The 22,658-nt window shown below is 48.8% G+C and carries 18 protein-coding genes and 1 riboswitch; of the genes, 7 read left to right on the plus strand and 11 right to left on the minus strand.

Translation table 11 applies throughout. The annotated features are described in order from the left end of the window. Positions 1 to 405 (plus strand): type IV pilin protein (locus HMPREF2700_RS02895; RefSeq protein WP_070589923.1); only part of this gene is annotated, 405 nt, incomplete at its 5' end. Positions 406 to 477: 72 nt separating this feature from the next. On the opposite strand, the gene HMPREF2700_RS02900 is transcribed toward HMPREF2700_RS02895, so the two are convergent. The 6 genes from HMPREF2700_RS02900 to metK form a co-directional block, all read right to left on the minus strand. Beyond that, positions 478 to 1,302 carry an undecaprenyl-diphosphate phosphatase gene (locus tag HMPREF2700_RS02900; protein ID WP_070589927.1) on the minus strand — a complete coding sequence of 275 codons (825 nt, stop codon included), beginning with the start codon at positions 1,300 to 1,302 and terminating at the stop codon, positions 478 to 480. 44 nt (positions 1,303 to 1,346) lie between these two features. Continuing rightward, entirely contained in the window at positions 1,347 to 1,988 is a 642-nt protein-coding gene (locus tag HMPREF2700_RS02905; RefSeq protein WP_070589987.1) for a thiol:disulfide interchange protein DsbA/DsbL, read from the minus strand. 11 nt (positions 1,989 to 1,999) lie between these two features. Next, entirely contained in the window at positions 2,000 to 3,067 is a 1,068-nt protein-coding gene (locus HMPREF2700_RS02910; RefSeq protein WP_070589929.1) for an SPOR domain-containing protein, read from the minus strand. A gap of 154 nt (positions 3,068 to 3,221) precedes the next feature. Next, complete coding sequence (locus tag HMPREF2700_RS02915) at positions 3,222 to 4,718, minus strand: YifB family Mg chelatase-like AAA ATPase (protein ID WP_070589931.1); 1,497 nt, start codon at positions 4,716 to 4,718, stop codon at positions 3,222 to 3,224. A 13-nt stretch (positions 4,719 to 4,731) separates the two neighbouring features. Further along, positions 4,732 to 5,052: an accessory factor UbiK family protein gene (locus tag HMPREF2700_RS02920; RefSeq protein WP_070589933.1), complete on the minus strand. Its 321-nt coding sequence runs from the start codon at positions 5,050 to 5,052 to the stop codon at positions 4,732 to 4,734. A gap of 109 nt (positions 5,053 to 5,161) precedes the next feature. Then, positions 5,162 to 6,331 carry a methionine adenosyltransferase gene (metK, locus tag HMPREF2700_RS02925; protein ID WP_049351011.1) on the minus strand — a complete coding sequence of 390 codons (1,170 nt, stop codon included), beginning with the start codon at positions 6,329 to 6,331 and terminating at the stop codon, positions 5,162 to 5,164. A gap of 173 nt (positions 6,332 to 6,504) precedes the next feature. Next, positions 6,505 to 6,615, minus strand: a riboswitch (SAM-I-IV-variant riboswitch). Between the two features lie 108 nt (positions 6,616 to 6,723). Between metK and HMPREF2700_RS02930 the strand changes: the two genes are divergently transcribed. The 3 genes from HMPREF2700_RS02930 (at position 6,724) to HMPREF2700_RS02940 (ending at position 11,672) form a co-directional block, all read left to right on the plus strand. Continuing rightward, positions 6,724 to 7,599, plus strand: coding sequence for a lysophospholipid acyltransferase family protein (locus tag HMPREF2700_RS02930; RefSeq protein WP_070589935.1), 876 nt, complete (start codon positions 6,724 to 6,726; stop codon positions 7,597 to 7,599). 263 nt (positions 7,600 to 7,862) lie between these two features. Continuing rightward, positions 7,863 to 11,162 (plus strand): exodeoxyribonuclease V subunit gamma, encoded by a 3,300-nt coding sequence (gene recC / locus HMPREF2700_RS02935; protein ID WP_070589938.1) that lies wholly within the window; start codon positions 7,863 to 7,865, stop codon positions 11,160 to 11,162. A gap of 3 nt (positions 11,163 to 11,165) precedes the next feature. After that, positions 11,166 to 11,672 carry a thioredoxin family protein gene (locus HMPREF2700_RS02940; RefSeq protein WP_070589941.1) on the plus strand — a complete coding sequence of 169 codons (507 nt, stop codon included), beginning with the start codon at positions 11,166 to 11,168 and terminating at the stop codon, positions 11,670 to 11,672. 115 nt (positions 11,673 to 11,787) lie between these two features. Here the strand turns inward: HMPREF2700_RS02940 and lapB are convergent, their stop codons facing one another. Then, the gene (gene lapB / locus HMPREF2700_RS02945; RefSeq protein ID WP_049330690.1) at positions 11,788 to 12,957 is read right to left on the minus strand and encodes a lipopolysaccharide assembly protein LapB; all 1,170 of its coding nucleotides are present in this window, start codon (positions 12,955 to 12,957) and stop codon (positions 11,788 to 11,790) included. A 25-nt stretch (positions 12,958 to 12,982) separates the two neighbouring features. Continuing rightward, positions 12,983 to 13,306, minus strand: a complete 324-nt coding sequence (locus HMPREF2700_RS02950) for a LapA family protein (RefSeq protein WP_070589943.1) — start codon at positions 13,304 to 13,306, stop codon at positions 12,983 to 12,985. Positions 13,307 to 13,520: 214 nt separating this feature from the next. Here HMPREF2700_RS02950 and ilvE point away from each other — a divergent pair, with 214 nt between their 5' ends. Further along, positions 13,521 to 14,519 (plus strand): branched-chain-amino-acid transaminase, encoded by a 999-nt coding sequence (gene ilvE / locus HMPREF2700_RS02955; protein ID WP_070589946.1) that lies wholly within the window; start codon positions 13,521 to 13,523, stop codon positions 14,517 to 14,519. 1,091 nt (positions 14,520 to 15,610) lie between these two features. Then, positions 15,611 to 17,851, plus strand: coding sequence for a right-handed parallel beta-helix repeat-containing protein (locus HMPREF2700_RS02965; protein ID WP_070589990.1), 2,241 nt, complete (start codon positions 15,611 to 15,613; stop codon positions 17,849 to 17,851). Positions 17,852 to 17,943: 92 nt separating this feature from the next. On the opposite strand, the gene metE is transcribed toward HMPREF2700_RS02965, so the two are convergent. The 3 genes from metE to iscX all read right to left on the minus strand — a co-directional run bounded on the left by metE (position 17,944) and on the right by iscX (position 21,560). After that, positions 17,944 to 20,220, minus strand: a complete 2,277-nt coding sequence (metE, locus tag HMPREF2700_RS02970) for a 5-methyltetrahydropteroyltriglutamate--homocysteine S-methyltransferase (protein ID WP_070589952.1) — start codon at positions 20,218 to 20,220, stop codon at positions 17,944 to 17,946. Positions 20,221 to 20,309: 89 nt separating this feature from the next. Then, positions 20,310 to 21,191 carry a methylenetetrahydrofolate reductase gene (metF, locus tag HMPREF2700_RS02975; protein WP_063075915.1) on the minus strand — a complete coding sequence of 294 codons (882 nt, stop codon included), beginning with the start codon at positions 21,189 to 21,191 and terminating at the stop codon, positions 20,310 to 20,312. A gap of 171 nt (positions 21,192 to 21,362) precedes the next feature. Beyond that, complete coding sequence (gene iscX, locus HMPREF2700_RS02980; protein ID WP_003682097.1) at positions 21,363 to 21,560, minus strand: Fe-S cluster assembly protein IscX; 198 nt, start codon at positions 21,558 to 21,560, stop codon at positions 21,363 to 21,365. A gap of 314 nt (positions 21,561 to 21,874) precedes the next feature. Between iscX and HMPREF2700_RS02985 the strand changes: the two genes are divergently transcribed. Then, entirely contained in the window at positions 21,875 to 22,495 is a 621-nt protein-coding gene (locus HMPREF2700_RS02985) for a hypothetical protein (RefSeq protein WP_070589954.1), read from the plus strand. Positions 22,496 to 22,658 lie beyond the last annotated feature (163 nt).

The raw sequence follows: 22,658 nt of genomic DNA on the forward strand, positions 1-22,658 counted from the left end.
CGGGGAAAAAGGAATTTTGCAAAGGTCTCGGCCTATCGGGAATCGGTTCGTTCGGCCAACCTGCGTGCGGCGTATGCTGCTTTGTTGGAGAATGCGCGCTTTATGGAGCAGTTCTACACGAAAAAGGGCAGCTTTAAGCTGACGTCGACGAAGTGGCCGGAGTTGCCGGTAAAGGAGGCGGGCGGTTTCTGTATCAGGATGAGCGGCCAGGCTAAGGGTATCTTGGAGGTGAAGTTTACTTTGAAGGCGGTGGCACTGGACAGGGAGGCGGAACCGAGGGTGTTGCGCTTGAACGAGTCGCTGACGGCGGTGGTGTGCGGGAAGATGAAGGTGAAGGGCAGCTGTACGGACGGTGAGGAGATATTTAGGGGTAATGATACGGAGTGCCGACCTTTTACGGGGTAGGAACCTGATCTAAAGGGAGGATGCGGATAAAGACAAAGGACGTGGGGGACACGTCCTTTGGGAGGAGAGGGGTTATTCGCTCCAGCTGACCCAGCCCAATATCCAAGTAAGGAGAATCAGACCACCAAATACAATACGGTAGTAGGCAAAAGGAACATAGTTTTTACTGGAGACAAATTTCAGCAAAGCTTTTACTGCCAATAAACCGGCGATAAATGCTGCGATAAAACCGATGGCAATTTGTCCGACATCTTGCAAGGTAAAGAGTTTGTAGTTTTTTAAGATGTCGTAACCTGTTGCCGCAATCATCATCGGTACAGCAAGGAAGAATGAGAATTCAGTAGCTGTTTTACGTTCCAGCCCCCACAACATACCGCCCATGATCGTACTGCCTGAGCGTGATGTACCAGGTATAAGGGCACAAATTTGGGCGCATCCTACAACAAATGCGTCGATTGGGCGCATATCATCTACATGATTGACTTTGGGTTTGGCTGTTGCTTGGCGTTTTTCAACCCATAAAATGAAGAAACCACCCAGTACCAGCATGGTAGCAACGGTAATTGGGTTGAAAAGGTGTAATTTGATTTGTTTGCTGAACAATAGCCCCACAACCGCAGCCGGTATGAAGGCAATAAATAAATTCAGTACAAAGCGATTGGCTGTTTGTTCTTTACCCAATCCTTTTATGATATGGGTAAATCGTTGGCGGTATTCAAATACGACGGCTAATACGGCACCGAGTTGAATAGCAATTTCAAATACTTTTCCGTTGCTTTGAAAGTTCATTAAGTCACCGAATACAATCAAGTGACCGGTACTGGAAATAGGGAGAAACTCGGTTAAACCTTCGATGATACCGAGAATTAGTGCTTTAAATAAAATCAGAATGTCCATAAGTTTTCAGACGGCCTTGAGGCCGTCTTTCTTTTGTTGAATAGTTAAAGTGGTTTTGAGGATTGTTCGCGGCGGACTTTGACGATGAGCTCGTCTATGGTTTTCATACCGGCTTTCCAGTCGGTACCGCTGAAATTGACTTTGTATTTACCACCGACGATGACAGTTGGTGTGTTTTCAATTCGATAAGTTTCCGTCAATTGCTGCATTTTTGCAGCAGCCGATGCGGCAGCAGGACTGTTGTAGGCTTGAAGCAGTTTTTTACTGTCAAAACTCGTCTGTTTACCCACCCATGATCGGAATACATTGGTATCGGCCAGGTTGATTTTTTGTTCGTAAACTGCTTTGAAGATGACTGGATTGGCTTGATATTTCAAACCTGAAAGATTGACGGCTGCGGCAACCTTGGCCAAACCCAACATTTCAGGCATCCAAACGACGTGCTCTGTCCGTAAGGAAACATCTTTAGCGAAGGTTTTACTGTGTTGCAACAAAACCGGATCGAGATGGTAACAATGGACGCAGAAGTAGCCGAAAAACTCAAGCACTTCAATTTTGCCGGCTTGTTGCTGCGGAATAGGACGACTAAGAACAGTATAGTCCACGCCCTCGGTAGCAGCTTGCGCACTCAGACTGAGCAAACTCAGGCTGAGTGTGGCAATGGTTTGTTTTATACGCTGCTTCATCAGTGATTCCATTATTTGGTAGAACGAATCAAGCTGTTGATATTATGGCCTTGCAGGTTTTTTTGCAGTTTTACAGCGGCTTCCTGCGGCATAGTGTTACTTTGAACTCGGTAAATGGTTTTGTCGCCGTTTTGCGATTCCACCACTTTGGAAGACACACCTAAAATAGCCAATTTTGCACGTTGTGAGTCTGCGCTGGAGCGGTCTGCATATGAACCAAGTTGCAGGAATGCTTTTTTACCGCTGTTGGCAGCTGCTTCGGCTTTTTCCGCTGACTGTTTACTTGCAGCGTTGCTGCTTTCTTTTGTTGCAGAGGCATTTGCTGCTTTGCGTGCTTTTTCGATGCTGCCGCTGTTGAGGATTTGCTCAGGTGTCGGCTTGTTTTGCTTTTTGGCTTCAGCCGCTTTTTTCTCGGCCAGTTTGCGCTCGGCACGCTCTTTTTGTTTGGCTGTCAGCTGGTCGGCTGCTTTTTTGTCTTTAGCAGCTTTATCGGCAGTTTCTTTTTCCGCTTTGGCTTTTTCTGCGCGTTTTTTCTCTAACTCGGCTTTTTTCTCGGCCAGTTTTTTCTTAGTAGCTTCTTTTTCTGCTTCAGCTTTTGCAGCTTTTTCTTTGGTTTCACGTTCGGCTTTATCGGCGGCGGCGTTATCAGCTTTTTCTTTAGCTTCGCGTTCGGCTTTATCGGCAGCGGCTTTCTCTGCTTTTTCTTTGGCTTCACGTTCTGCTTGTTCGGCTTTCTCCTGAGCTTCTTTTTCCGCTTGAGCTTTTTCTTCAGCTTCTTTAGCAGCCTTTTCAGCCGCTTCTTTAGCTTTGGCTTCTTTCTCGGCCGCTTCTTTTTCTGCTTTAGCTTTTTCTTCATCTGCTTGGGTAGATGAATTGTCGGTAGCTGGGCGTTTCTCTGCTTTGTCCTGAGGTTTCAGAATTTCAGGTTCTTCGCTTTGTTTAGGCTGAGTCAGCTCTTTGAAAACGTTTTGGTTGCCTTGGTTCAAGAAGAACAAAATACCGGCAATAATACCTGTTGCCAGTATCAGGCCGAAAAAGAAACCGGCCAAGCCTTTGCCATATTGTGTAGATTTTTTCATGACTTACCTTGTAATAATGTGTTCAGACGGCCTGAAAGGAGACTGTCTGAGTTTGGATTCGATATTTTATCAATAACCGTTATAGACGGCAAAATCCTGATGCTTTGTTTACTCTAGTTTTACTTAAACATAAAGATTCAGGCCGTCTGAAAAGTTAAAGGGCGCGACGGAAGCCGATGGCTTTCATCACATGTGTTTTGCTAACTTCTTCATCGCCTGCCAAATCGGCAAGCGTACGGGCGACACGCATGATGCGGTGGAAACTTCGTGCGGAAAGGGACAGTTTTTCGAGCATGGTTCCCAAGGCTTCTTGCGCTTCTTTTTGGATGCGGGCTTTGCCATCGAGCTCGCCGACACTCAGTTCTGCATTGACTTTGCCTTGTCTGTTGTATTGGATTTTGCGTGCGGCGGTAACGCGTTTCAATACGGTGGCACTGGATTCGCCTGCTTCTTGTTGCATCAACTCGGCAGCAGAAAGGCTGGGTACTTCGATGGTTAAATCAATACGGTCGAGCAATGGCCCTGAAATTTTGTTGCGGTAGCGGGCAACGCTTTCAGGCGTGCAGCGGCAAGGTTTGGATGGATGGCCAAGATAGCCGCAAGGGCAGGGGTTCATGGCGGCGACAAGTTGGAACTTGGCCGGATAAACAGCTTGGCGTGCGGCGCGGGAAATATGGATTTCGCCGTTTTCCAAAGGTTCACGCAACACTTCTAATACTTTACGGTCAAATTCGGGCAATTCGTCTAAAAACAACACTCCGTGGTGTGCCAATGAGATTTCGCCCGGACGTGGGTCTGAACCGCCACCGACCATGGCAGCCGAGCTGGCGCTGTGATGAGGGCTGCGGAAAGGACGGTTGTTGTCGAGTTGCTGTTGATGGTTGGGTAGGAGCGAACGCAAAGCCCATACTTCGACCAATTCGTCTTCGGTCAAAGGCGGAAGGATTCCGGGTAAACGTTGCGAAAGCATGGATTTGCCCGTACCCGGCGGACCCATCATCAGCAGGCTGTGTCCGCCTGCCGCTGCAATTTCCAAAGCAAGGCGGGCGGTATGCTGGCCTTTAACATCGGCTAAATCAGGAATTTTACTTTGTTCAGACGGCCTTTGCGTCAGCTTGCATTCAGTTTGTGTCAACGGTTCGATACCGTTTAAATGCGCGGCCACTTCACCTAAAGAACGTGCGCCATAAACCGCGATACCGCGCATGACGGCAGCCTGTTCGGCATTTTCTTGCGGCAAGACGAACGAACGGCCGGCCTGCATTCCCTGCCATGCCATAGCCAGCGCGCCGCGTACGGGACGCAGCAGGCCGGACAGTGCCAATTCGCCGGCAAACTCATATTGGGTGAGCTTTTCAGGGTTGATTTGTCCCGATGCGGCAAGAATGCCCAAGGCAATCGGCAAATCGAAACGGCCGGATTCTTTTGGGAGGTCGGCAGGTGCGAGGTTGACGGTAATTTTCTTGGCGGGAAAGTCGAAGCCGCTTTGGATGATAGCGGCACGCACACGGTCGCGGCTTTCTTTGACTTCAGTATCGGGCAAACCGACGATATTGAAATGTGGCAAGCCGTTGGCAAGGTGGGCTTCCACTTCGACCAACGGCGCATTCATGCCGCTTAAGGCGCGGCTGTAAACCAAAGCAAGCGACATGTTTCAGACGGCCTTATTCGGCAACTTCGGTTTGTTGTTTGATTTCGGCAACAGCTTCTTCCGCAGCGGCTTCGGCAGCTTTCAAAGCAGCTTCTTCAGGCTCTTGAGCGGCTTCGAGTTTTGCTAAACGGGCTTCCAATTCGGCCAGTTTGGTACGGGTTTTAATCAAAACCTGTTGTTGGATGTCGAATTCTTCGCGGGTCACCAAATCCATGCGGTTGAACGCGTTGCCGAGCATGGCTTTAACGTTTTTTTCCATGTCTTTGGCAGGGCTGTTGGCGATGGTTTCGCTGATTTTGGAGCTGACTTCTTCGAAAAGTTGTTTGCCGAACATAATCCGTATCCTTTATTCAGAATGTATATAGAAATTCAAGTGGCTATTGTATAAGGAAAAAGGCCGTCTGAAAACGTTTTGCTTTTCAGACGGCCTCAAATGCGGAAGTTTACACGCCTGCGGCTGCTTTCAATGCGGCTGCTTTGTCGGTGCGCTCCCAAGTAAATTCAGGCTCCTCGCGGCCGAAGTGGCCGTAGGCGGCGGATTTACTGTAAATCGGGCGCAGCAGGTCGAGCATTTGGACGATGCCTTTAGGGCGCAGGTCGAAATGTTCGCGAACCAGGGCAATCAGTTTTTCTTCGCTGATTTTGCCGGTGCCGAAAGTGTCGATGGAAATCGAAGTCGGTTCGGCAACGCCGATGGCGTAGGATACTTGGATTTGGCATTGGGTTGCCAAACCGGCGGCTACGATATTTTTCGCAACATAGCGGCAGGCATAAGCGGCGGAACGGTCCACTTTGGACGGGTCTTTGCCGGAGAATGCGCCGCCGCCGTGCGGAGCTGCGCCGCCGTAGGTGTCGACGATGATTTTACGGCCGGTCAAACCACAGTCGCCTTGCGGGCCGCCGATAACGAAGCGGCCGGTCGGGTTGATCAGGTATTTGGTTTCGTCGGTCAGCAGTTCAGACGGCAGAACCGGTTTAATGATGTGTTCGATCACGGCGTTTTTCAGCTCTTCGTAACCGATAGACGGATCGTGCTGGGTAGACAGGACGACGGTGTCGATGCGTTTTACTTTGCCGGTTTCGCTGTCGTAAACCACGGTCAGTTGGGCTTTGGCATCAGGACGCAGCCAAGGCAGGCGGCCGTCTTTGCGCAATTCGCTTTGACGCTGCATCAGGCGGTGGCTGTAATAGATGGCAAACGGCATCAGGGTAGGGGTTTCGTCGCAGGCATAGCCGAACATCAAACCTTGGTCGCCCGCGCCTTGGTTCAAGTCGATGCCTTCGCCTTCGTTCACGCCTTGGGCGATGTCGGGGGATTGTTGGTCGTAGTACACGCCGACTGCGCAACCGTTGGCGTCAAAGCCCAGCTCGGAGGAGTTGTAGCCGATGCGTTTGATGGTTTCGCGTGCGACTTTGATGTAGTCCACTTGGGCGGTGGTGGTGATTTCGCCTGCCAATACGCACAAGCCTGTGTTGACCAAGGTTTCTGCGGCGACACGCGCTTTGGGGTCTTGCGCCAAGATGGCATCCAAAATCGCATCGGATACTTGGTCGGCAACTTTATCCGGATGGCCTTCGGATACCGATTCGGAAGTAAACAGATATTCGCTCATTGCTATTCTTTCATTAAAAACAGGCTGCTGTGTTTTCAGACGGCCTTTTATTTCGGACAGCGGAAATCATAACAAAAACTCCGCTTTTTCTCTATACAAGTGAGAAACATTCGCACTTGTCTGCTGTTTCGGAATCCTGTTGCACGTTTCTTACAGGCAAAAAAATTCCCGCATTAAGCGGGTTTGGATTGCTCTGGCGAGCCACATCGGTTTTTCAACCGTCCACCTTACCTTTCTTTCGGAAAAGCAGGTTGGCATGGAATTCCCAACTCTTAATGCAGCGCGGATAGTAGCAGAAAAGCAGGTGTGCCGCAATATATTTGCCCGAAGTCTGTTTTGTTCAGACGGCCTGTTTCGTTTACAATCTGCTCACTTCATTTTGGTAAAACCTTATGCAAACGCTTGTTACCTTTGTTTTTAAATTTTTGGCCGCGCTGCCTTTGGCTTGGTTGCACAAATTTGGCAATCTGCTGGGCGGTTTGGGTTTCCGCGTGCTGTCGAAAGATCGCCGAAGGGTATTCGAGAACATGAAACTTGCCGGATTGAACCCGACGGACGAGGCGGTGAAAAAAGTTTTCCGTGAAACGGCAAAAGGCGGCTTGGAATTGCCGGTGGCGTTTTTCAGACGGCCTGAGGAAATTGAAAACCTGTTTGTCAGCGTCAACGGTTGGGAACATGTTCAGACGGCCTTGAGCGCGGGCGAGGGTTTGCTGTTTATCACGCCGCACATCGGCAGCTATGATTTGGCCGGCCGCTACATCAGCCAGCAACTGCCGTTTCCGCTGACGGCGATGTACAAGCCGCCGAAAATCAAGGCATTTGATGCGGTGATGCAGGCAGGGCGGGTGCGCGGCAAAGGCAAGACTGCGCCGACCAGTATTCAGGGCGTCAAACAAATCATCAAAGCACTGCGCGGCGGCGAAGCGACCATTGTGTTGCCGGACCATGTACCGTCTCCGGAAGAAGGGGGTGACGGCGTGTGGGTGGACTTTTTCGGCAAACCTGCCTACACCATGACGTTGGCAGGCAAGCTGGCGCAAGTCAAAGGCGTGAAGGCTTTGTTTTTCTGCGGCGAGCGTTTGCCCGACGGTAAAGGCTTTGTCTTGCACATCGAGCCTTTGCGCGGCGAATTGAACGGCGATAAGGAGAACGACGCGCGCGTGATCAATGAAAATACCGAATATTGGATACGCCGTTTTCCGGAACAATATTTGTTTATGTACAACCGCTATAAGCATCCCGAAGGTGCGCCGCTGCCGCCTGCTTGAGTGGGATAGATTCAGAACCTGCTTTGAGGGAAGCAGGTTTTTATTTTGGTTGGGAATGAAGATCGAACAAAGCCGAGGTTTAAAAAGAAATACATCAAAGCCTAGCGTTTGCGCTGTCCACGATATTTAAACGGTAAAGGCCGTCTGAAAAGCGGTTTCAGACGGCCTTTACCGTAATCTTTTGCCTTTTATTTTCATACGCTGCTGAACCGTTTGCCCTGATGGCATTATAATGCGCGTAATTGTTTTTTTGATGGCATGTCATGTTTTATCTCTTTCAATCCGACCGTTTGGAATCGCTTGCCGAAATGTGCGCGCGTATTCATCAGGCTTCGCCCTTGGATTCTGTATTGGCGCAGGAAGAAGTGGTGGTGCAGAGCCAGGGGATGCGGCGTTATCTGAATGTGTTTTTCGCGCGCGAACTCGGCGTGGCGGCGAATTTGAAGTTCAGCCTGCCTGCCGGTTTGGCGTGGCAGCTGATGCGCAAATTGGTTCCCGATGTGCCGCCGCTCAGTCCGTTTTCGCCTGAAGTCATGCGTTGGCGTTTGCTGGATTTGTTCCGCAGTGAAGCGTTTCAGACGGCCCCGGAATACGAAAACGTACGCTTGAAGCTGGAAAGTTATTTGCACAGCTCGACATCGGCAGATTATCAGCTTGCCGGACAGATGGCGGATATTTTCGACCAATATTTGGTGTACCGCCCGGATTGGATTGATGCGTGGCAGGCTGGGAAGCTGCTGGGTTTAGGCGATGATGAGGATTGGCAGGCGCGGCTGTGGCGTTATTTAGACGATGGCAGCCAATCTGCGCCGCATCGCGTGGCCTTGTGGGAAAAGCTGTTGGCGCAGTTGGATAAATCGGTTTTGCCGCAAAGGTTTTTTGTATTCGGCATTTCGACAATGGCGCCGATGTATCTGCAACTCTTGCACCAAATTTCCAAGTATTGCGATGTGTTTGTGTTTGCACTCAATCCGAGCAGCCAATATTGGGGCGAGGTCATTGATGAGGCGCAGATTTTGAAAAGGGGCGATGAGGCGGATTTGTCGCAGGCAGGGCATCCGCTGTTGGCTTCTTTGGGCAAGCAGGGGCGCGATTTCTTTGATTTTCTGTCGGAAGTGGAAACCGAGCAGGATATTCAGGTTTATGAAGAGGGAAAAGACGATACTTTATTGCATTGCCTGCAAAACGATATCCAAAACTTAATCATGCCGTCTGAACGCTTATATCAACAGGAAGAAGGCGAAGTAGGTGCGCAATCGGCTTTGGTTCAGGTTCACGATGCGGACGGCAATCCGGTGTGTGTCGAGCCGGACGAGCTACTGAATGACGGCTCCGTCAAAATCGTTGCAGCACACAGCCCTTTGCGCGAATTGCAGATTTTGAAAGAAGAGCTGTCGCTGGTGTTGCAAAAAAATCCCGACTGGCAGCCGCACGATATTGCCGTGTTGACGCCGAACATTGAGCCGTACAGCCCGTTTATCGAAGCTGTTTTTGGACAGACGCACGCAGGCAGCCAGGCTTTGCCGTATTCGATTTCGGATGTGAAACTCAGCCGCCGTCAGCCGTTGCTGTATGCTTTGGCGCAAACTTTGGAATTGCTGGAGAGCCGGTTTGAAGTGGACAAGGTGTTGCCTTTGCTGGAAAGCCGGTTGGTGCTGCAACGCTTCGGTTTGAGCGAGGAAGATGTGCCACTGCTGCATGAGGCTGTTGCCGGATTGAATGTGCATTGGGGTTTGGACCAAACCATGCGCGAGGGCAAAGACAACCTCTTTACTTGGCAGCAGGCGATAGAGCGTTTGACCTTGGGCTGGATGCTGCCTGAAGGCGGCAACGGCATGTGGCAGGGCGTGAGCGCGTGGCATAGCAATGTCAACCAGTTGGACGTGTTCAGCGGTTTTGCCGAATTTATCCGTACTTTGGCTGATATGGCGGCGCAATGGCAAGAGCCTGCCGATGTGGAAAGTTGGGTGCAGCGTTGCCGCGATTTGCTGGAGAAACTGTTTGCTCCGGATGCGGACGATCAATACGCCAAGCAGCAGTTTGAGCAGTCTTTGGCGAAATGGCAGGAAGAGGCGCAGTTGGCCGAATTTGACGGATTGTTGCCGTGTAAAACCGTTATCCGCCATATCCGCCGCTTTTTGGACAGCGAAAGCCAAGCCGGATTTTTGAGCGGCGGCATTACTTTTTGCAGTATGGTGCCGATGCGCAGTCTGCCGTTTAAAATGGTTTGCCTGTTGGGTCTGAATGACGGCGATTTTCCGCGCAACACCAAGGCGGCGGTGTTCGACCTGATTGCAAAACATCCGAAAAAAGGCGACCGCGCCCGCCGCGACGATGACCGTTATCTCTTCCTCGAAGCCTTAATCAGCGCACGCGAAATGCTGTATTTGTCTTATATCGGCCGCGATATACGCAATGATGCCGAGTTCGCGCCGTCCTCGTTAATCAGCGAGCTGCTGGATACCATTGCCGCCATGACGGGGAAAAGCGGGCGCGAGTTGTCGGAGAAATGGGTGAAACATCATCCTTTGCAGGCATTTTCGCGCCGTTATTTCCAAAAGGATGCGCTTTCAGACGGCCTCTTCAGTACGCGCCAAGATTACGCCGATGCGTTGAATCAACCGCAAGCGGAAGCGCTGCCGTTTTTCCTTGAGGCCTTAAGTCAGGAAGAACCGGGCAAAACCATTCATCAAGGCGAGCTCATTAGTTTTTGGCGCAACCCTGTCAAAGTTTGGCTGAAGAAAAATTTAAGCTGGGATCAGCCGTATCTGGACGGCGCATGGGAGTCTGCCGAACCGTTTGAGCCGCAACATGAGGGTCGGATTGCCGATGCCTATTTGGATGCGCGGCGCAAAGGGGAAGATTTTGAAGATACGGCCATTCGGTTGAATGCCGAAAGCCTGATGCCGGTAGGCGAATTGGGCGGTTTGTGGCAGAAGCAGTATCAAATATCTGCGAAAAACGTAGATGCCGAGTTGATACGCAGTAACAAAAGGCCGTCTGAACCTTATGAAGCACACTTTGACGACTTGGTTTTACAAGGCACCATCGGCAATCTTTACGAATGCGGCCGCATTGTGTTCCTAAACCAAAAAGACAATGCGCCCAACCGCATTGCCCGTTTATTGGAGCATTTGATTTTCTGCGCCGTCGCCCCTAAATCCGTTGCAAACCGACAAACCCACATTGTCAGCTTGGGACAGACCGAAACCTATGCCGCTATCGAGCAACAAACAGCAAAAGAACTTTTGAAAGAATGGCTGGTATATTTCCGAATAGGACAAAATACCCCCTTGCCGTTTTTTGCCAAAACCAGCCTTGCCGCTGCGGAGGAGTACAACAAGAAAGAAGATTGGGATGCTGCCTTGAGAAAAGCCCATGATGTTTTTAACGGCAACAAAATGAGCAAAGGGCAGAAGGAATATACCGAAGTGAAGCTGGTGTTTGGCCATTCGGAAGAATCGCCGCTTGATGAGCCGCTATTTGAAAACCTCGTCGTCAATCTGCTTGTTCCGCTTTTGACCGGCGTGGCAAGGAAAACCGATACAACAGAACAGGAGTAAAGCATGACCACTTATGCAGAATATTTGGATTTTGATACCGAAGAAGACAAATTGAAACAACAGCAGCTCTATCAGGCGACTAAGCTGTCGGCACAAACGGTGGCGGCGGTTAAAAAGATTAGCTGTCCGCAAAACTGGCTGCTTGCCGCTGCGCCGTATTGCCCTGATTGCCGTGTGTTTGTGCCGTTTATTCAAAAAATGGCGGAGTTGAACCCCAATATCTGCGTCAACTATATTGCCCGCAACGATTTTGACGACAGCAGCCGTTTCGATAATCCGCGCCAACAGGAAATCGTCCGTACCAATCAAAAAATCCCTGCGCTGTTTTTGATGGGTCATGAAGAAGCCGGACCTGTGTTTAACGAATTTCCGCAAGTGGTGTTGAACCAAATTGCGGCAGATGAAACCCGTCGCACGGAATTGCGCGATGCGTACCGTGCCGGCAAATTTAATGCCGATATCGAGGCTCAGATTGTGGCGGCGTTGGCATGGGCAGAGCAGCGTTGTTGAGCAAACATTGCTGGTGTGTGCGCTTATGTTTTGAGCTGTTTTGATATTTTGCTTCGTAATAAAAAGGCCGTCTGAAAAGATTTCAGACGGCCTTTTTTTGATGCTTAACGCTTTATCAAATCTCGATTTTATTCGGCGTAAAGGTTTGCCATTTGTTGCAGGCTGGGCAGTGCCAGAAGAAGACTTGGGATTTGAAGTGGCAGTTGCGGCAGCGGTACATGACGCTTTTTTGCAGCTGGCGGCCGATAATGGAACGAATCATATCGGTATCGGCTTTCCACTCCGGATTCATATTGCTGAGTTTCAAACCAAGCAGGCGGTACACGCCGTTGAGATCGGGTTTTTGGCGGACGAGTTCGACAGCGATTTGCGCCGCTTCGGTTTCGCCTTTGAGCAACAGGGCCTTCTCGTAGATGACGTTGATCAGGTCAAGATCGGGGAAGGTTTGCATATAGCCGATGAGGCGGTTGAGGCCTTCTTCCTGTTTGCCTTGCGCGGCATAGGCTTCATAGAGTTTCTCGCCGACCATGCTCAGATAGGCGTGGTTTTGCTGCTCGATGGCGGAATACGCCTCCACTGCGGCAGGGAAGTTACCCTGACGGTATTCGATGTCGCCGAGGATGATGTTGGCGCGCGTACATTTTTTGTTGGCTTCGAGTGCTTTGCCGATGTTGTAGCGTGCGGCATCGAAGTTGGATTTGAACAGTGCGGCTTGGGCGATTTCGCAATAGAACTGTGCGATTTCAAACTGGTAGGTCTGTTCGTCATGGCTCAAGAGCTGTGCCATTTCGATGGCTTTTTCCCAGTCGCGGTCTTGTTGATAAATACTCAAAAGGTGTTGGCGGGCTTCGCGTGCCATATCGCCTTCCTGTAAACCGAGGAAGATTTGTTCGGCACGGTCCACCAAGCCTGCGCTTTGGTAGTTTTGCGCCAATTCAAAAAGCACGCGCGCGCGTTTTTCGTTGACTGTGTCGGGCGAATCGAGCAGGGCGCGGTGCATATTGATGGCTTTGTCGTTTTCGCCGCGTTGGCGGTAGAGCTTGCCTAGGGTCAGGTTTAAGTCGTATGACTGCGGCTGCTGGTCGATCACTTCCGCCAATTCGCGCGCGGCGCGGCCGCTGTTGCGGTCAACGAGGGCGTCAAGGCTTTTGTAAAAGCCTGCCGGTATGCTTTTGGCCTGTTTCAGGACGGTCTTCATATCGACGCGCGCGGCAAACCAGCCCATAGCGAAGAAAACGGGGAGGAGGACGATGGGCAGTAAAATGACCCACAATTCGTTGTCCATGGTATTCCTTTATTGATTGGTGGTGTTACGCTTTGGGAGTGGTTTCGGAAGTTGTCGCCGGTGTTTCGGTTTTGACCGGAGTCAGGTCTTTTTCGGAAAGGTGGGCATGTTTTTTCACTTCGGCGCGCAGGCGGTTGTTTTCGCTGCGCAGGGACAGCAGACGGCCGAAGAGGGCAAACATACCGAACACGATGCCGATAATAAATGCACCGAAAAGCACGACAATCAGCGGCAGATTGATGTTTTGGCCGGGCAGGTAGAAGAAGGATACGGTGTGGGTATTGGTGATGGCCAGCAGGAGGAAAACAAGAAGAATCAGGATTTTGATGATGGTAGAGATGAGTTTCATGGGTTGCTCCGGGTTGGCTGCGGTTGGTGCAGGCCGTCTGAAAAATGGTATCAGTTTAAACGATTTGCCGGATTTCGGATAGGATGGCATGTTTCAGACGGCAGGGGAATGGTGTCTTTATGCTGATGGGTACTTGTCAAACCTATATTGAAAGGCGTATTGTTCAGTCTTTAATTAATTTATTTTGCACATCAGAATAAGAAAGGCAATCATCATGAGCAGACCAGTTCCAGCCGTATTCGGCAGCGTTTTTCACGCTGAAATGCCCGTTATCGCTTATCGTGAAGGTAAATGGCAGCCGGTAGAATGGCAATCTTCCAAAGACCTGACAATCGCCCCCGGCGCGCATGCCTTGCATTACGGTAGTGAATGTTTTGAGGGCTTGAAGGCATTCCGTCAGGCAAACGGCAAAATCGTGATGTTCCGTCCGACCGCCAATATTGCGCGCATGCAGCAAAGTGCGGATATTCTGCACCTGCCGCGCCCTGAAACTGAGGCTTATTTGGATGCTTTGATTGAATTGGTCAGACGCTCTGCCGAAGAAATTCCTGATGCGCCAGCAGCCCTTTACTTGCGTCCGACTTTGATCGGTACCGATCCTGTGATCGGTAAAGCCGGTTCTCCTTCTGAAACTGCTTTGCTGTACATTTTGGCTTCTCCTGTCGGCGACTATTTCAAAGCCGGTTCGCCCGTTAAAATCTTGGTGGAAACCGAACATATCCGTTGCGCCCCACATATGGGCCGTGTGAAATGTGGCGGCAACTACGCTTCCGCCATGCCTTGGGTGTTGAAAGCCAAAGCCGAATATGGCGCAAACCAAGTGTTGTTCTGTCCGAATGGCGACGTTCAGGAAACCGGCGCGTCTAACTTTATCCTGATTAACGGCGATGAAATCATTACCAAACCATTGACAGACGAATTCCTGCACGGAGTTACCCGCGATTCCGTACTGACAGTTGCCAAAGATTTGGGCTACACCATTACCGAGCGCAACTTTACCGTTGATGAGCTGAAAGCAGCTGTGGAAAATGGCGCAGAGGCAATTCTGACCGGTACGGCTGCGGTCATTTCTCCGGTAACTTCTTTCGTGATTGATGGCAAAGAAATCGAAGTGAAGAGCCAAGAGCGCGGTTACGCAATCCGTAAGGCGATTACCGACATTCAATACGGTTTGACAGAAGACAAACATGGCTGGTTGGTCGAAGTTTGTTAAATAGAACGCATTCAATAAAAAAGGCCGTCTGAAATATTTTTTCAGACGGCCTTTTTTTATTGGATTTTAGATGGGGGAAACAATAATAAAATACTAAATTTTGCAAATAAGCGGTAGTATTTTAAGATAATCGGTATATAATGCGCAATTATGTTGTAAAAATACACATTGAAAATATCGAATTTTATCGATTTTTCGATGAAGTTAAAAACATTTATAGATATTTATTTTGTATATTTTGTAAATTTAGTTAAATTGGGAATGCTAAAGGCATGTTGTGTTAGAATTTCCCTCCTTTTTGGCTTCGCGGGGTTAACTCTGTCACGCCAAAAAGGAAAATAATACAAGATAAAACCATTTTTATTTTGCTATAAAAATCAAAAATAACTTAACTTTGGATGAACTAATCAATTAAAAAGGGACTCTGATACATTTCCGTCAAAAATAACCGGATACATGGTACGCGGACAGATTGCCTATAAAAGTCATCCAAGGGTTCTGTCTAAACACCATTACCGTTTCCAATCAGAAAACCGGCAGAAGGGGAAACGCTGCCGAGTTTCTCAAAGTGGCCAGCTTCAGTTTGGCCTTTATACAGGCAATTGTTGTTACGACAGAATCCGTCTTACCTCTTTATTCAATCGAACTTTTTTGTTGCACGCTTGTGCGGTGGGAAAGGACGATATTTGATACAAGGAAATACGCTGATTATGTCACATAAACTTGCTCCTCTTGGCCGTACCCATATTCGTCACGGCTCCTCAACTCCTGAAACCACTTCCGAATCATCTTCTCCGCTAAAAGAATGGATACACACTCAAAATTGGGGGGATAGTCCGTCGGTTTTTCCAGAACCCAAGCAATTAAGCGGTAAAAATACTGTAACGAGAGAGACAGTTCATGTAGCTGAGGCAGTAAGATTGGGCGGCACTTCATCATCTTCAGACGGCCTTGTGACAAAAATGCATGTCGCACGGGCCAGCGTTGCTTCTGTAAGCAGCGTTTCCAGTAAAAACGCCATTGCGCCTAAAGTAACAAATAAACCTGCCGCTACCGATAAAGCAACGGCAGCCAAACCAGTCAATAAATCGATGGAAAAAGTCCTGGCTGAAAGGCAAAAAATCTACGAAGAGGCTAAAGCAAAAAAAATAGCCGAAGCCGCAGCAGCCAAAGCGCTGGCAGTTGAGCGCGCAAAAGAAGCGCATAAAGCAGCAGTCGAAAAAGCGATTGCAGAGCGTAAAGCCAAACAAGAAGCCGCCCGCAAAGAGAAAGAGGCGGAAGACAGAATTGCTGAAGGAAAAGAAACAGTCGAAATTACCCATAAAAAGAATTTGAATGATTCAGACGGCCATAACAAAATCACGAGCGTTTCTTTCGGCAGAAAAACAGCCATGAGTCACGATAGCCACCTCAGTTCGGGCAAAGAAAACAAAATTGACGATCATGCCGAAAGCAGGGCCGGTGTATCTGGAAAATACCGCGTGTATCAATCTAAAGAGTACGGCAATTACGTTCGTGTGAATGATTTTGGTGCCGATGCGCAGGGTAAAAAAGACAGCCTTCAGGCATTTAAAGCGGCTTTAGAGGCGGCTCATAAAGAAAAAGCCATGGTCTTCTTGGATGGTACCTACTATATTTCCAACCAGATTGTGATGGATAAAACTGTTTCCGGCGCGCGCGGTTTTTTTGGCTCGGGGATGGGCAAAACCAAAATAACGTTTGATAAGGCGCAGACGGGCGTATTCAATCCGGACACCAACCATGACGATATCCGCGAATTTGCCGGTATTTTGGTTGATGGACAAAACAATAAAACCATTGCCGATTTGTCGGTTCAATATACCAACCCTGATTTTTACCGCAAAGGCTTAAGCTATTTTGGTAAGGTAAACGGTATTTTGGTGAACGATGCGGACAATACTTTAATCAGTAAAGTAGAGGTTTCCGGTGCCAATCGTGCTGGTGTGATGTTTACGTCGACCGCTTCTTTGGAAACGGAAAAAGGTCAAAAGCTGACCTTTAAAGCGCGCGTACAAAGCGGCGAAATTGATGAAAAATATGAAGCGCTGCCTTTGGGTGAAAACAACCGTATTGTTGATTCGTATCTGCACCACAACCGCGTTGCCGGTGCGCTGATCGGTTTCCAACAAAACTTTATCGGCGAGGGCAACCGTTTGGATTGGAATGGCCACGAAGCGGACGGCGGTACCGGCTACGGTATGGCTGTGGCTGCGGGCAGCTACAATTACGGCATCACATACCGTAAAAACACAACCGACCACAACTACCGCAAAGGCTTGGATGTGCATGATGGTACGGGCATTGTCATTGAAGACAATGTGTTAACGGGTGACCGGCTGTATGGCATTGTTGCCTACAACCGCCAGTTTTCTATGGATAAAGTCAAAATTACCGGCAATACCATTATCCAAGACCCGAGCTTCCGTTTGAATGTTGATGATGACTTGGGCAAGTACTACCACATGTATTCAGGGATTCAGGTGCAAACCAATACCCAATACAAAGATTTGCACTCGGCTGACAAAGGCTATTTCGATATCAGCAATAATGTCATTAAAAATCTGACGGTTTATCAAAACAATATTCAGACTTACGCGATTGAGTTCCGTAACCATGAAAGCAAAATGGATTACACGCTCAATATGGCAAACAACAAGATCAGCGGCGAATCCACCAAATATCTGATTGCCGTCATCAACGATACCTACGACCGCGTTTTATCTAAAAACGGCATTGGCAGCGGTACCATTACCATCAGCGGCAACGATGCCGATATTGGCAAGATTATGAAAGGCGCGGTACCGGTTTATGTGGAAGAACACCATGGCAATGTCGCGATGCATGGTGCGGTGACGATTCACGACAACAAAATTTCCGTACGTGAAAAATCGGACGGCTATGTCGAATTTGCTTATTTGAAAAGCAATGCCAAAGAGTACAACATCACCAATAACACATTGAAACTTGGTGGTGCCCTGAATGATGCTTTGGTAGACGTACACAGTACCAACCCTAAGGGCAAGGCATCTTTAAATGTAGCCAACAATAAAATCATGACGGACATTAAAGGCGAACTGTATGGTTCATGGCTGCGCTTTGAAAACGACATCAAAACGTATTCAGAAGGCAATAGCCATAACGGCGCAGCACTGAAAAAGGTGAATACGACCGGCAGTAAAGTTGCATTGAGCGATATTTTGTCAGAAGCCAACCATATTGTCGAAACGACTAAAGAGACTGTGTATCACCATACTAAGAACGTGTATACATCAGGAGTGGAAGAACATCATACAATGACAGGAATTTTGTAAGTTGTTGAAGCCTTAATCTTTATGGTTTAAATATCGATAAATAAAAAAAGGCCGTCTGAAAATTTTCAGACGGCCTTTTCATTTAACTCACATTATTTAGCCAGTTCGGCACGCAGTTTGTGGGTTACGTTCATCATCACTTGGAGTTGTTCCAGAGTTTCTTTCCAGCCGCGTGTTTTCAGGCCGCAGTCTGGGTTAACCCACAGACGTTCAACCGGTACAACCTCGATGGCTTTGCGCAACAGATGCTCAACTTCAGCTTCAGTCGGTACGCGTGGGCTGTGGATGTCGTAAACGCCCGGGCCGATGTCGTTCGGATATTTGAACTCGCCGAACGCAGTCAAGAGCTCCATGTCGGAACGTGAAGTTTCGATGGTGATGACGTCAGCGTCCATAGCGGCGATGGCTGGCAGGATGTCGTTGAACTCAGAGTAGCACATATGAGTGTGGATTTGGGTGCTGTCTTCGCAACCGGTAGAGGACAGGCGGAAAGATTCGCCGGCCCAGTTCAGGTAGGCATCCCAATCGGCACGTTTCAAAGGCAGACCTTCGCGGATGGCAGGTTCGTCAATTTGGATGACTTTGATGCCGGCTTTTTCCAGATCCAATACTTCGTCGTTCAGAGCCAGTGCGATTTGTTTGCACACAGTAGAGCGAGGAATATCGTTGCGGACGAAAGACCATTGCAGAATGGTTACAGGGCCGGTCAACATACCTTTCATCGGGCGTTTGGTCAGGCTTTGTGCGTAAGTAGACCAAGCCACGGTCATGGCTTCAGGACGGCTTACGTCACCGAAGATGATGGGTGGTTTCACGCAGCGTGAGCCGTAGCTTTGTACCCAGCCGTATTGGGTGAATGCAAAACCGCTCAACAGTTCGCCGAAGTATTCAACCATGTCGTTACGCTCGGCTTCGCCGTGTACCAGTACGTCCAAGTCCAGTTTTTCTTGCTCTTCAACCACCAAGGCGATTTCTTTTTTCATCGCAGCTTCGTAATCGGCGGCAGACAGTTCTCCTTTTTTGAAGGCTGCACGTGCTTGGCGGATTTCGGTAGTTTGTGGGAAAGAACCGATGTTGGTAGTCGGTAGCAGAGGCAGGTTCAACCATGCTTGTTGCGCTTTGATACGGTCGGCAAATGGAGATTTGCGTTGGTCTGCATTGGCAGGCAAATCGGCCAGGCGTTTGGCAACGTCTGCACGGTGGATTTCGCTGCTGTTGGCACGGGAGTCGGCAGCTGCTTGGCTGGCGGCCAGTTCTTCGGCAACAGAATCACGACCTTCGTTCAATGCAGCTTTCAGAACGCGCAATTCTTGGGTTTTTTGCAGGGTGAATGCCAACCAAGAGTACAGGTCAGGTTTGTTGGCTTTCAGTTTTTCTTCAACTGACAAGTCAAATGGAGTGTGCAGCAGAGAGCAAGAGCTGGAGATCCACAAACGGTCGCCCAGTTTGGCTTGCAGAGGCTCAACAGTTTCCAAAACTTTGTTCAGGTTGGCGCGCCAAATGTTACGGCCGTCGATAACGCCGGCAGACAGAACTTTGTCGTAGTCGGCAAATGCGTCCAGCTGTTCAGGAGCGCGTACCAAGTCGATGTGCAGACCGTCAACAGGCAGGGATTTCAGCAAAGCAGCGTGTTCGGCAACAGAACCGAAGTAAGTGCTCAACAGGATTTTGGCGCTTACTTTGCTCAAAGTAGCGTAAACGTCTTTGTATGCTTCTACCCATTCTTTAGGCAGGTCAACAGCCAAAGCTGGCTCGTCGATTTGAATCCACTCGGCACCGGCTTCAACCAAAGCAGTCAGGATTTCAACGTAAACAGGTAACAGTTTAGGCAACAGGCTCAGACGGTCGAATTCAACAGCGCCTTTTTCTTTACCTACCCACAGGAAAGTCAACGGACCAACAACGGTCGGTTTGGCTTTCAGGCCCAAAGCTTGGGCTTCTTGCAGTTGTTGAACGTAGTGTTTGGCGTTGGCTTTGAATTCGGTATCGGCGTGGAATTCAGGCACCAAGTAGTGGTAGTTGGTGTCGAACCATTTGGTCATTTCGATAGCGAATTGGTCTTTGTTACCACGGGCCAGTTGGAAGAATTGTTCCAAAGACAGGTTTTGGCTGTCGAAGCCGAAACGGGCAGGGATGGCACCGGTGGCAACTTGCAGGTCGAGGATGTGGTCGTAGAAAGTGAAATCGCCTACGGCAACGAAATCGGCGTTGGCCGCAGCTTGGTGTTTCCAGTTTTTCTCGCGCAAGTCTTTAGCAACAGCCAGCAATTCTTGCTCGCTGATTTCTTTGCGCCAGTATTTTTCTTGTGCGAATTTCAATTCGCGGAAGGCACCGACGCGCGGGAAGCCTGAAAAATGCAATGTTGTCATGTTAACTCTCCTAGTTGGAATTTTTAATCAGGCCGGTATGGCCTGAATGTTCGATATTGTAAATCAGAATGGGGAGGCCGTCTGTTTTATTAACGGGGACGCACACCCAAAATATGGCAGATGGCGTAAGTCAGTTCGCTGCGGTTGAGGGTGTAGAAGTGGAAGTCTTTGACACCTTCGCGGGAGAGGACTTTGACCATGTCGATGGCGATGCTGGCGGCAACAAGGTTGCGCGTGCCTTGGTCGTCATCCAAACCTTCGTACATTTTAGACAGCCAGCTTGGGATTTTGACGTTGGTCACTTGGGCCATTTTAGTCAATTGTTTGAAATTAGTTACAGGCAGGATGCCGGGAACGATTTCAACGTCGATGCCCATCATCACGCAACGGTCGCGGAAGCGCAGATAGCTTTCCACGTCGAAGAAGAATTGGGTAATGACGTGGTTTGCACCCGCATCGATTTTGCGTTTCAGATTGATCAAGTCGGCTTGAGCGGATTTGGCTTCCGGGTGTACCTCAGGATAGGCTGCTACGGAAATGTCAAAGTCGGCAACGGAGCGCAACAGTTTGACCAAATCTTCGGCATAGAAAGGTTTTTTCTCGTAGCCGGGCGGCTCGTCGCCACGCAGGGCAACGATGCGGCGGATACCGCTGTCCCAATAGTCTTTGGCAATTTGACGCAACTCGTCAGGGCTGGCATCGATACCGGTCAAGTGAGGGGCGGCTTCAAGGCCGGTTTCTTGTTGGATGCGTTTAACGATGCTGTGAGTGCGGTCGCGCTCGCCTGAGTTTGCACCGTAAGTTACGGAAACAAATTTCGGGTGCAGGGTTTGCAGGCGATGGATGGAATCCCATAACATGGTTTCCATTTGTTCGTTTTTCGGCGGGAAAAATTCAAATGAAACATTGATGTCGCCTTTTAAATCGGAAAGGCTGTGATTTAATGCGTTAATTTCTCTAGCGTGATTCATGGTTATGCACCTTCTGCATATCTTTTATTTGTTGTCAGGCTGCATAATAAATTTGAGGTTGATATGAGTCAATTTCGAAATTTTCCGAAATTGTATGAATAGATTTAATAAAGGCCTCAGGCCGTCTGAAAAACAGCCTGAGGTCTTGTTTGATAGGAAAGGGAGGAAAGATTATTCTGCTTCATCTATCCATGCTTGTTGCACGGCTTCGAGAATACGCTCGCCGCAACGTGCCGGGTCATCGTCAAATTCAGGCAAAGCCATAATCAAATCACGCAGTTGGGTAAAGCGTACGGTTTTCGGATCGATGCTGTCGCCGTGTAGGTCGTAGAGTTCTTCAGCGATGCGTTGGGTATCTGTCCATTTCATGATGTGTTCCTTTTTTGGGTTTGGGCTATCGGTAATTATTTTAATCAAGAAGCAGGCGGACTGCCAGAATGTTTTACTGCAGATGCGGATATAAATAATGTGGGTATTTTTTAACAAAATAGCATATTTGCGTTAAAATACGGCACGACACTTAAAAACTACGGCACATTCGCTTTGAATCTGCCGTTTTATATATTTTATTCCGTTTTGAATGATGGTTTGCGCATGAATAATTTACATTATTCCAATGCAACCAAATCATCTGGAACGGCTCTTAATACGAAATCCATCACGTAAAAATAAAAGGAAAAATGATGAATAATGCACTCAACGCCAAATTGTCCAAGCTCATTTACGCGCTTGCTTCTGATGATCCGGAGTATCTGTCGAAAGCAGGTGCATTCGACCGTTTGCTACTGTTGGTTCGCGAACTTTATCGGATGCTGGACGAAACAGAAGGTTTGAAGCAGCTGGTGTTCCGCCTGTATTACGGCAAGCACTATGGCTTAATTAAACTGGATGCCGCTTCACCCAATGACGATGCAGGCGCATTGAGGTTGAAACGTTGGATGGTTTATTCGCGTATCGCAGAGCGTATCGAAAATTGCGGCAAGCATTTGTCGGTCGTGCTTGAAGATGCGGTGTTGGAAAATGGCGCGGACAAATCTCATTATATAGATGAAGCCAATGCCATCATCGAGCGTTTCGGTTTGGTAAGGGATGAGGCTGCACTTTCAGCCATCGAGGCAGAGGAAGCATTGAAGGCAGAAGCTGAACTGCCGGCAGTAAACAAATCTCAAAACGCGGCTCCCCGTTATAACGGCAATCTGCATCAAATCAGAATGCAAGAAAAAATCGAAAATTATTCCGCCACGCAGAAAGTGGCTGCTATGCAGATTTCCCGTATGCGTTTTATTTTTCCTCATATCGAATAGTTTGGGATGTAACGAAAAGGCCGTCTGAAACCATAACGCACATGGTTTCAGACGGCCTAAGACCTTTGCAAAAATAGTCTATTAACGAAATTTGACGCATAAAAATGCGCCAAAAAATTTTCAATTGACTAAAACCCTCCTAATATTGAGCAAAAAGTAGGAA

The sequence above is a fragment of the Neisseria sp. HMSC068C04 genome, from assembly GCF_001810105.1.
Lineage (GTDB): Bacteria > Pseudomonadota > Gammaproteobacteria > Burkholderiales > Neisseriaceae > Neisseria > Neisseria flavescens_B.

Coding starts and splice junctions, on each gene's coding strand:
- HMPREF2700_RS02900 (WP_070589927.1), bottom strand. CDS start 1,302: ATGGACATTCTGATTTTATTTAAAGCACTAATTCTCGGTATCATCGAA.
- HMPREF2700_RS02905 (WP_070589987.1), bottom strand. CDS start 1,988: ATGAAGCAGCGTATAAAACAAACCATTGCCACACTCAGCCTGAGTTTG.
- HMPREF2700_RS02910 (WP_070589929.1), bottom strand. CDS start 3,067: ATGAAAAAATCTACACAATATGGCAAAGGCTTGGCCGGTTTCTTTTTC.
- HMPREF2700_RS02915 (WP_070589931.1), bottom strand. CDS start 4,718: ATGTCGCTTGCTTTGGTTTACAGCCGCGCCTTAAGCGGCATGAATGCG.
- HMPREF2700_RS02920 (WP_070589933.1), bottom strand. CDS start 5,052: ATGTTCGGCAAACAACTTTTCGAAGAAGTCAGCTCCAAAATCAGCGAA.
- metK (WP_049351011.1), bottom strand. CDS start 6,331: ATGAGCGAATATCTGTTTACTTCCGAATCGGTATCCGAAGGCCATCCG.
- HMPREF2700_RS02930 (WP_070589935.1), top strand. CDS start 6,724: ATGCAAACGCTTGTTACCTTTGTTTTTAAATTTTTGGCCGCGCTGCCT.
- recC (WP_070589938.1), top strand. CDS start 7,863: ATGTTTTATCTCTTTCAATCCGACCGTTTGGAATCGCTTGCCGAAATG.
- HMPREF2700_RS02940 (WP_070589941.1), top strand. CDS start 11,166: ATGACCACTTATGCAGAATATTTGGATTTTGATACCGAAGAAGACAAA.
- lapB (WP_049330690.1), bottom strand. CDS start 12,957: ATGGACAACGAATTGTGGGTCATTTTACTGCCCATCGTCCTCCTCCCC.
- HMPREF2700_RS02950 (WP_070589943.1), bottom strand. CDS start 13,306: ATGAAACTCATCTCTACCATCATCAAAATCCTGATTCTTCTTGTTTTC.
- ilvE (WP_070589946.1), top strand. CDS start 13,521: ATGAGCAGACCAGTTCCAGCCGTATTCGGCAGCGTTTTTCACGCTGAA.
- HMPREF2700_RS02965 (WP_070589990.1), top strand. CDS start 15,611: ATGGAAAAAGTCCTGGCTGAAAGGCAAAAAATCTACGAAGAGGCTAAA.
- metE (WP_070589952.1), bottom strand. CDS start 20,220: ATGACAACATTGCATTTTTCAGGCTTCCCGCGCGTCGGTGCCTTCCGC.
- metF (WP_063075915.1), bottom strand. CDS start 21,191: ATGAATCACGCTAGAGAAATTAACGCATTAAATCACAGCCTTTCCGAT.
- iscX (WP_003682097.1), bottom strand. CDS start 21,560: ATGAAATGGACAGATACCCAACGCATCGCTGAAGAACTCTACGACCTA.
- HMPREF2700_RS02985 (WP_070589954.1), top strand. CDS start 21,875: ATGAATAATGCACTCAACGCCAAATTGTCCAAGCTCATTTACGCGCTT.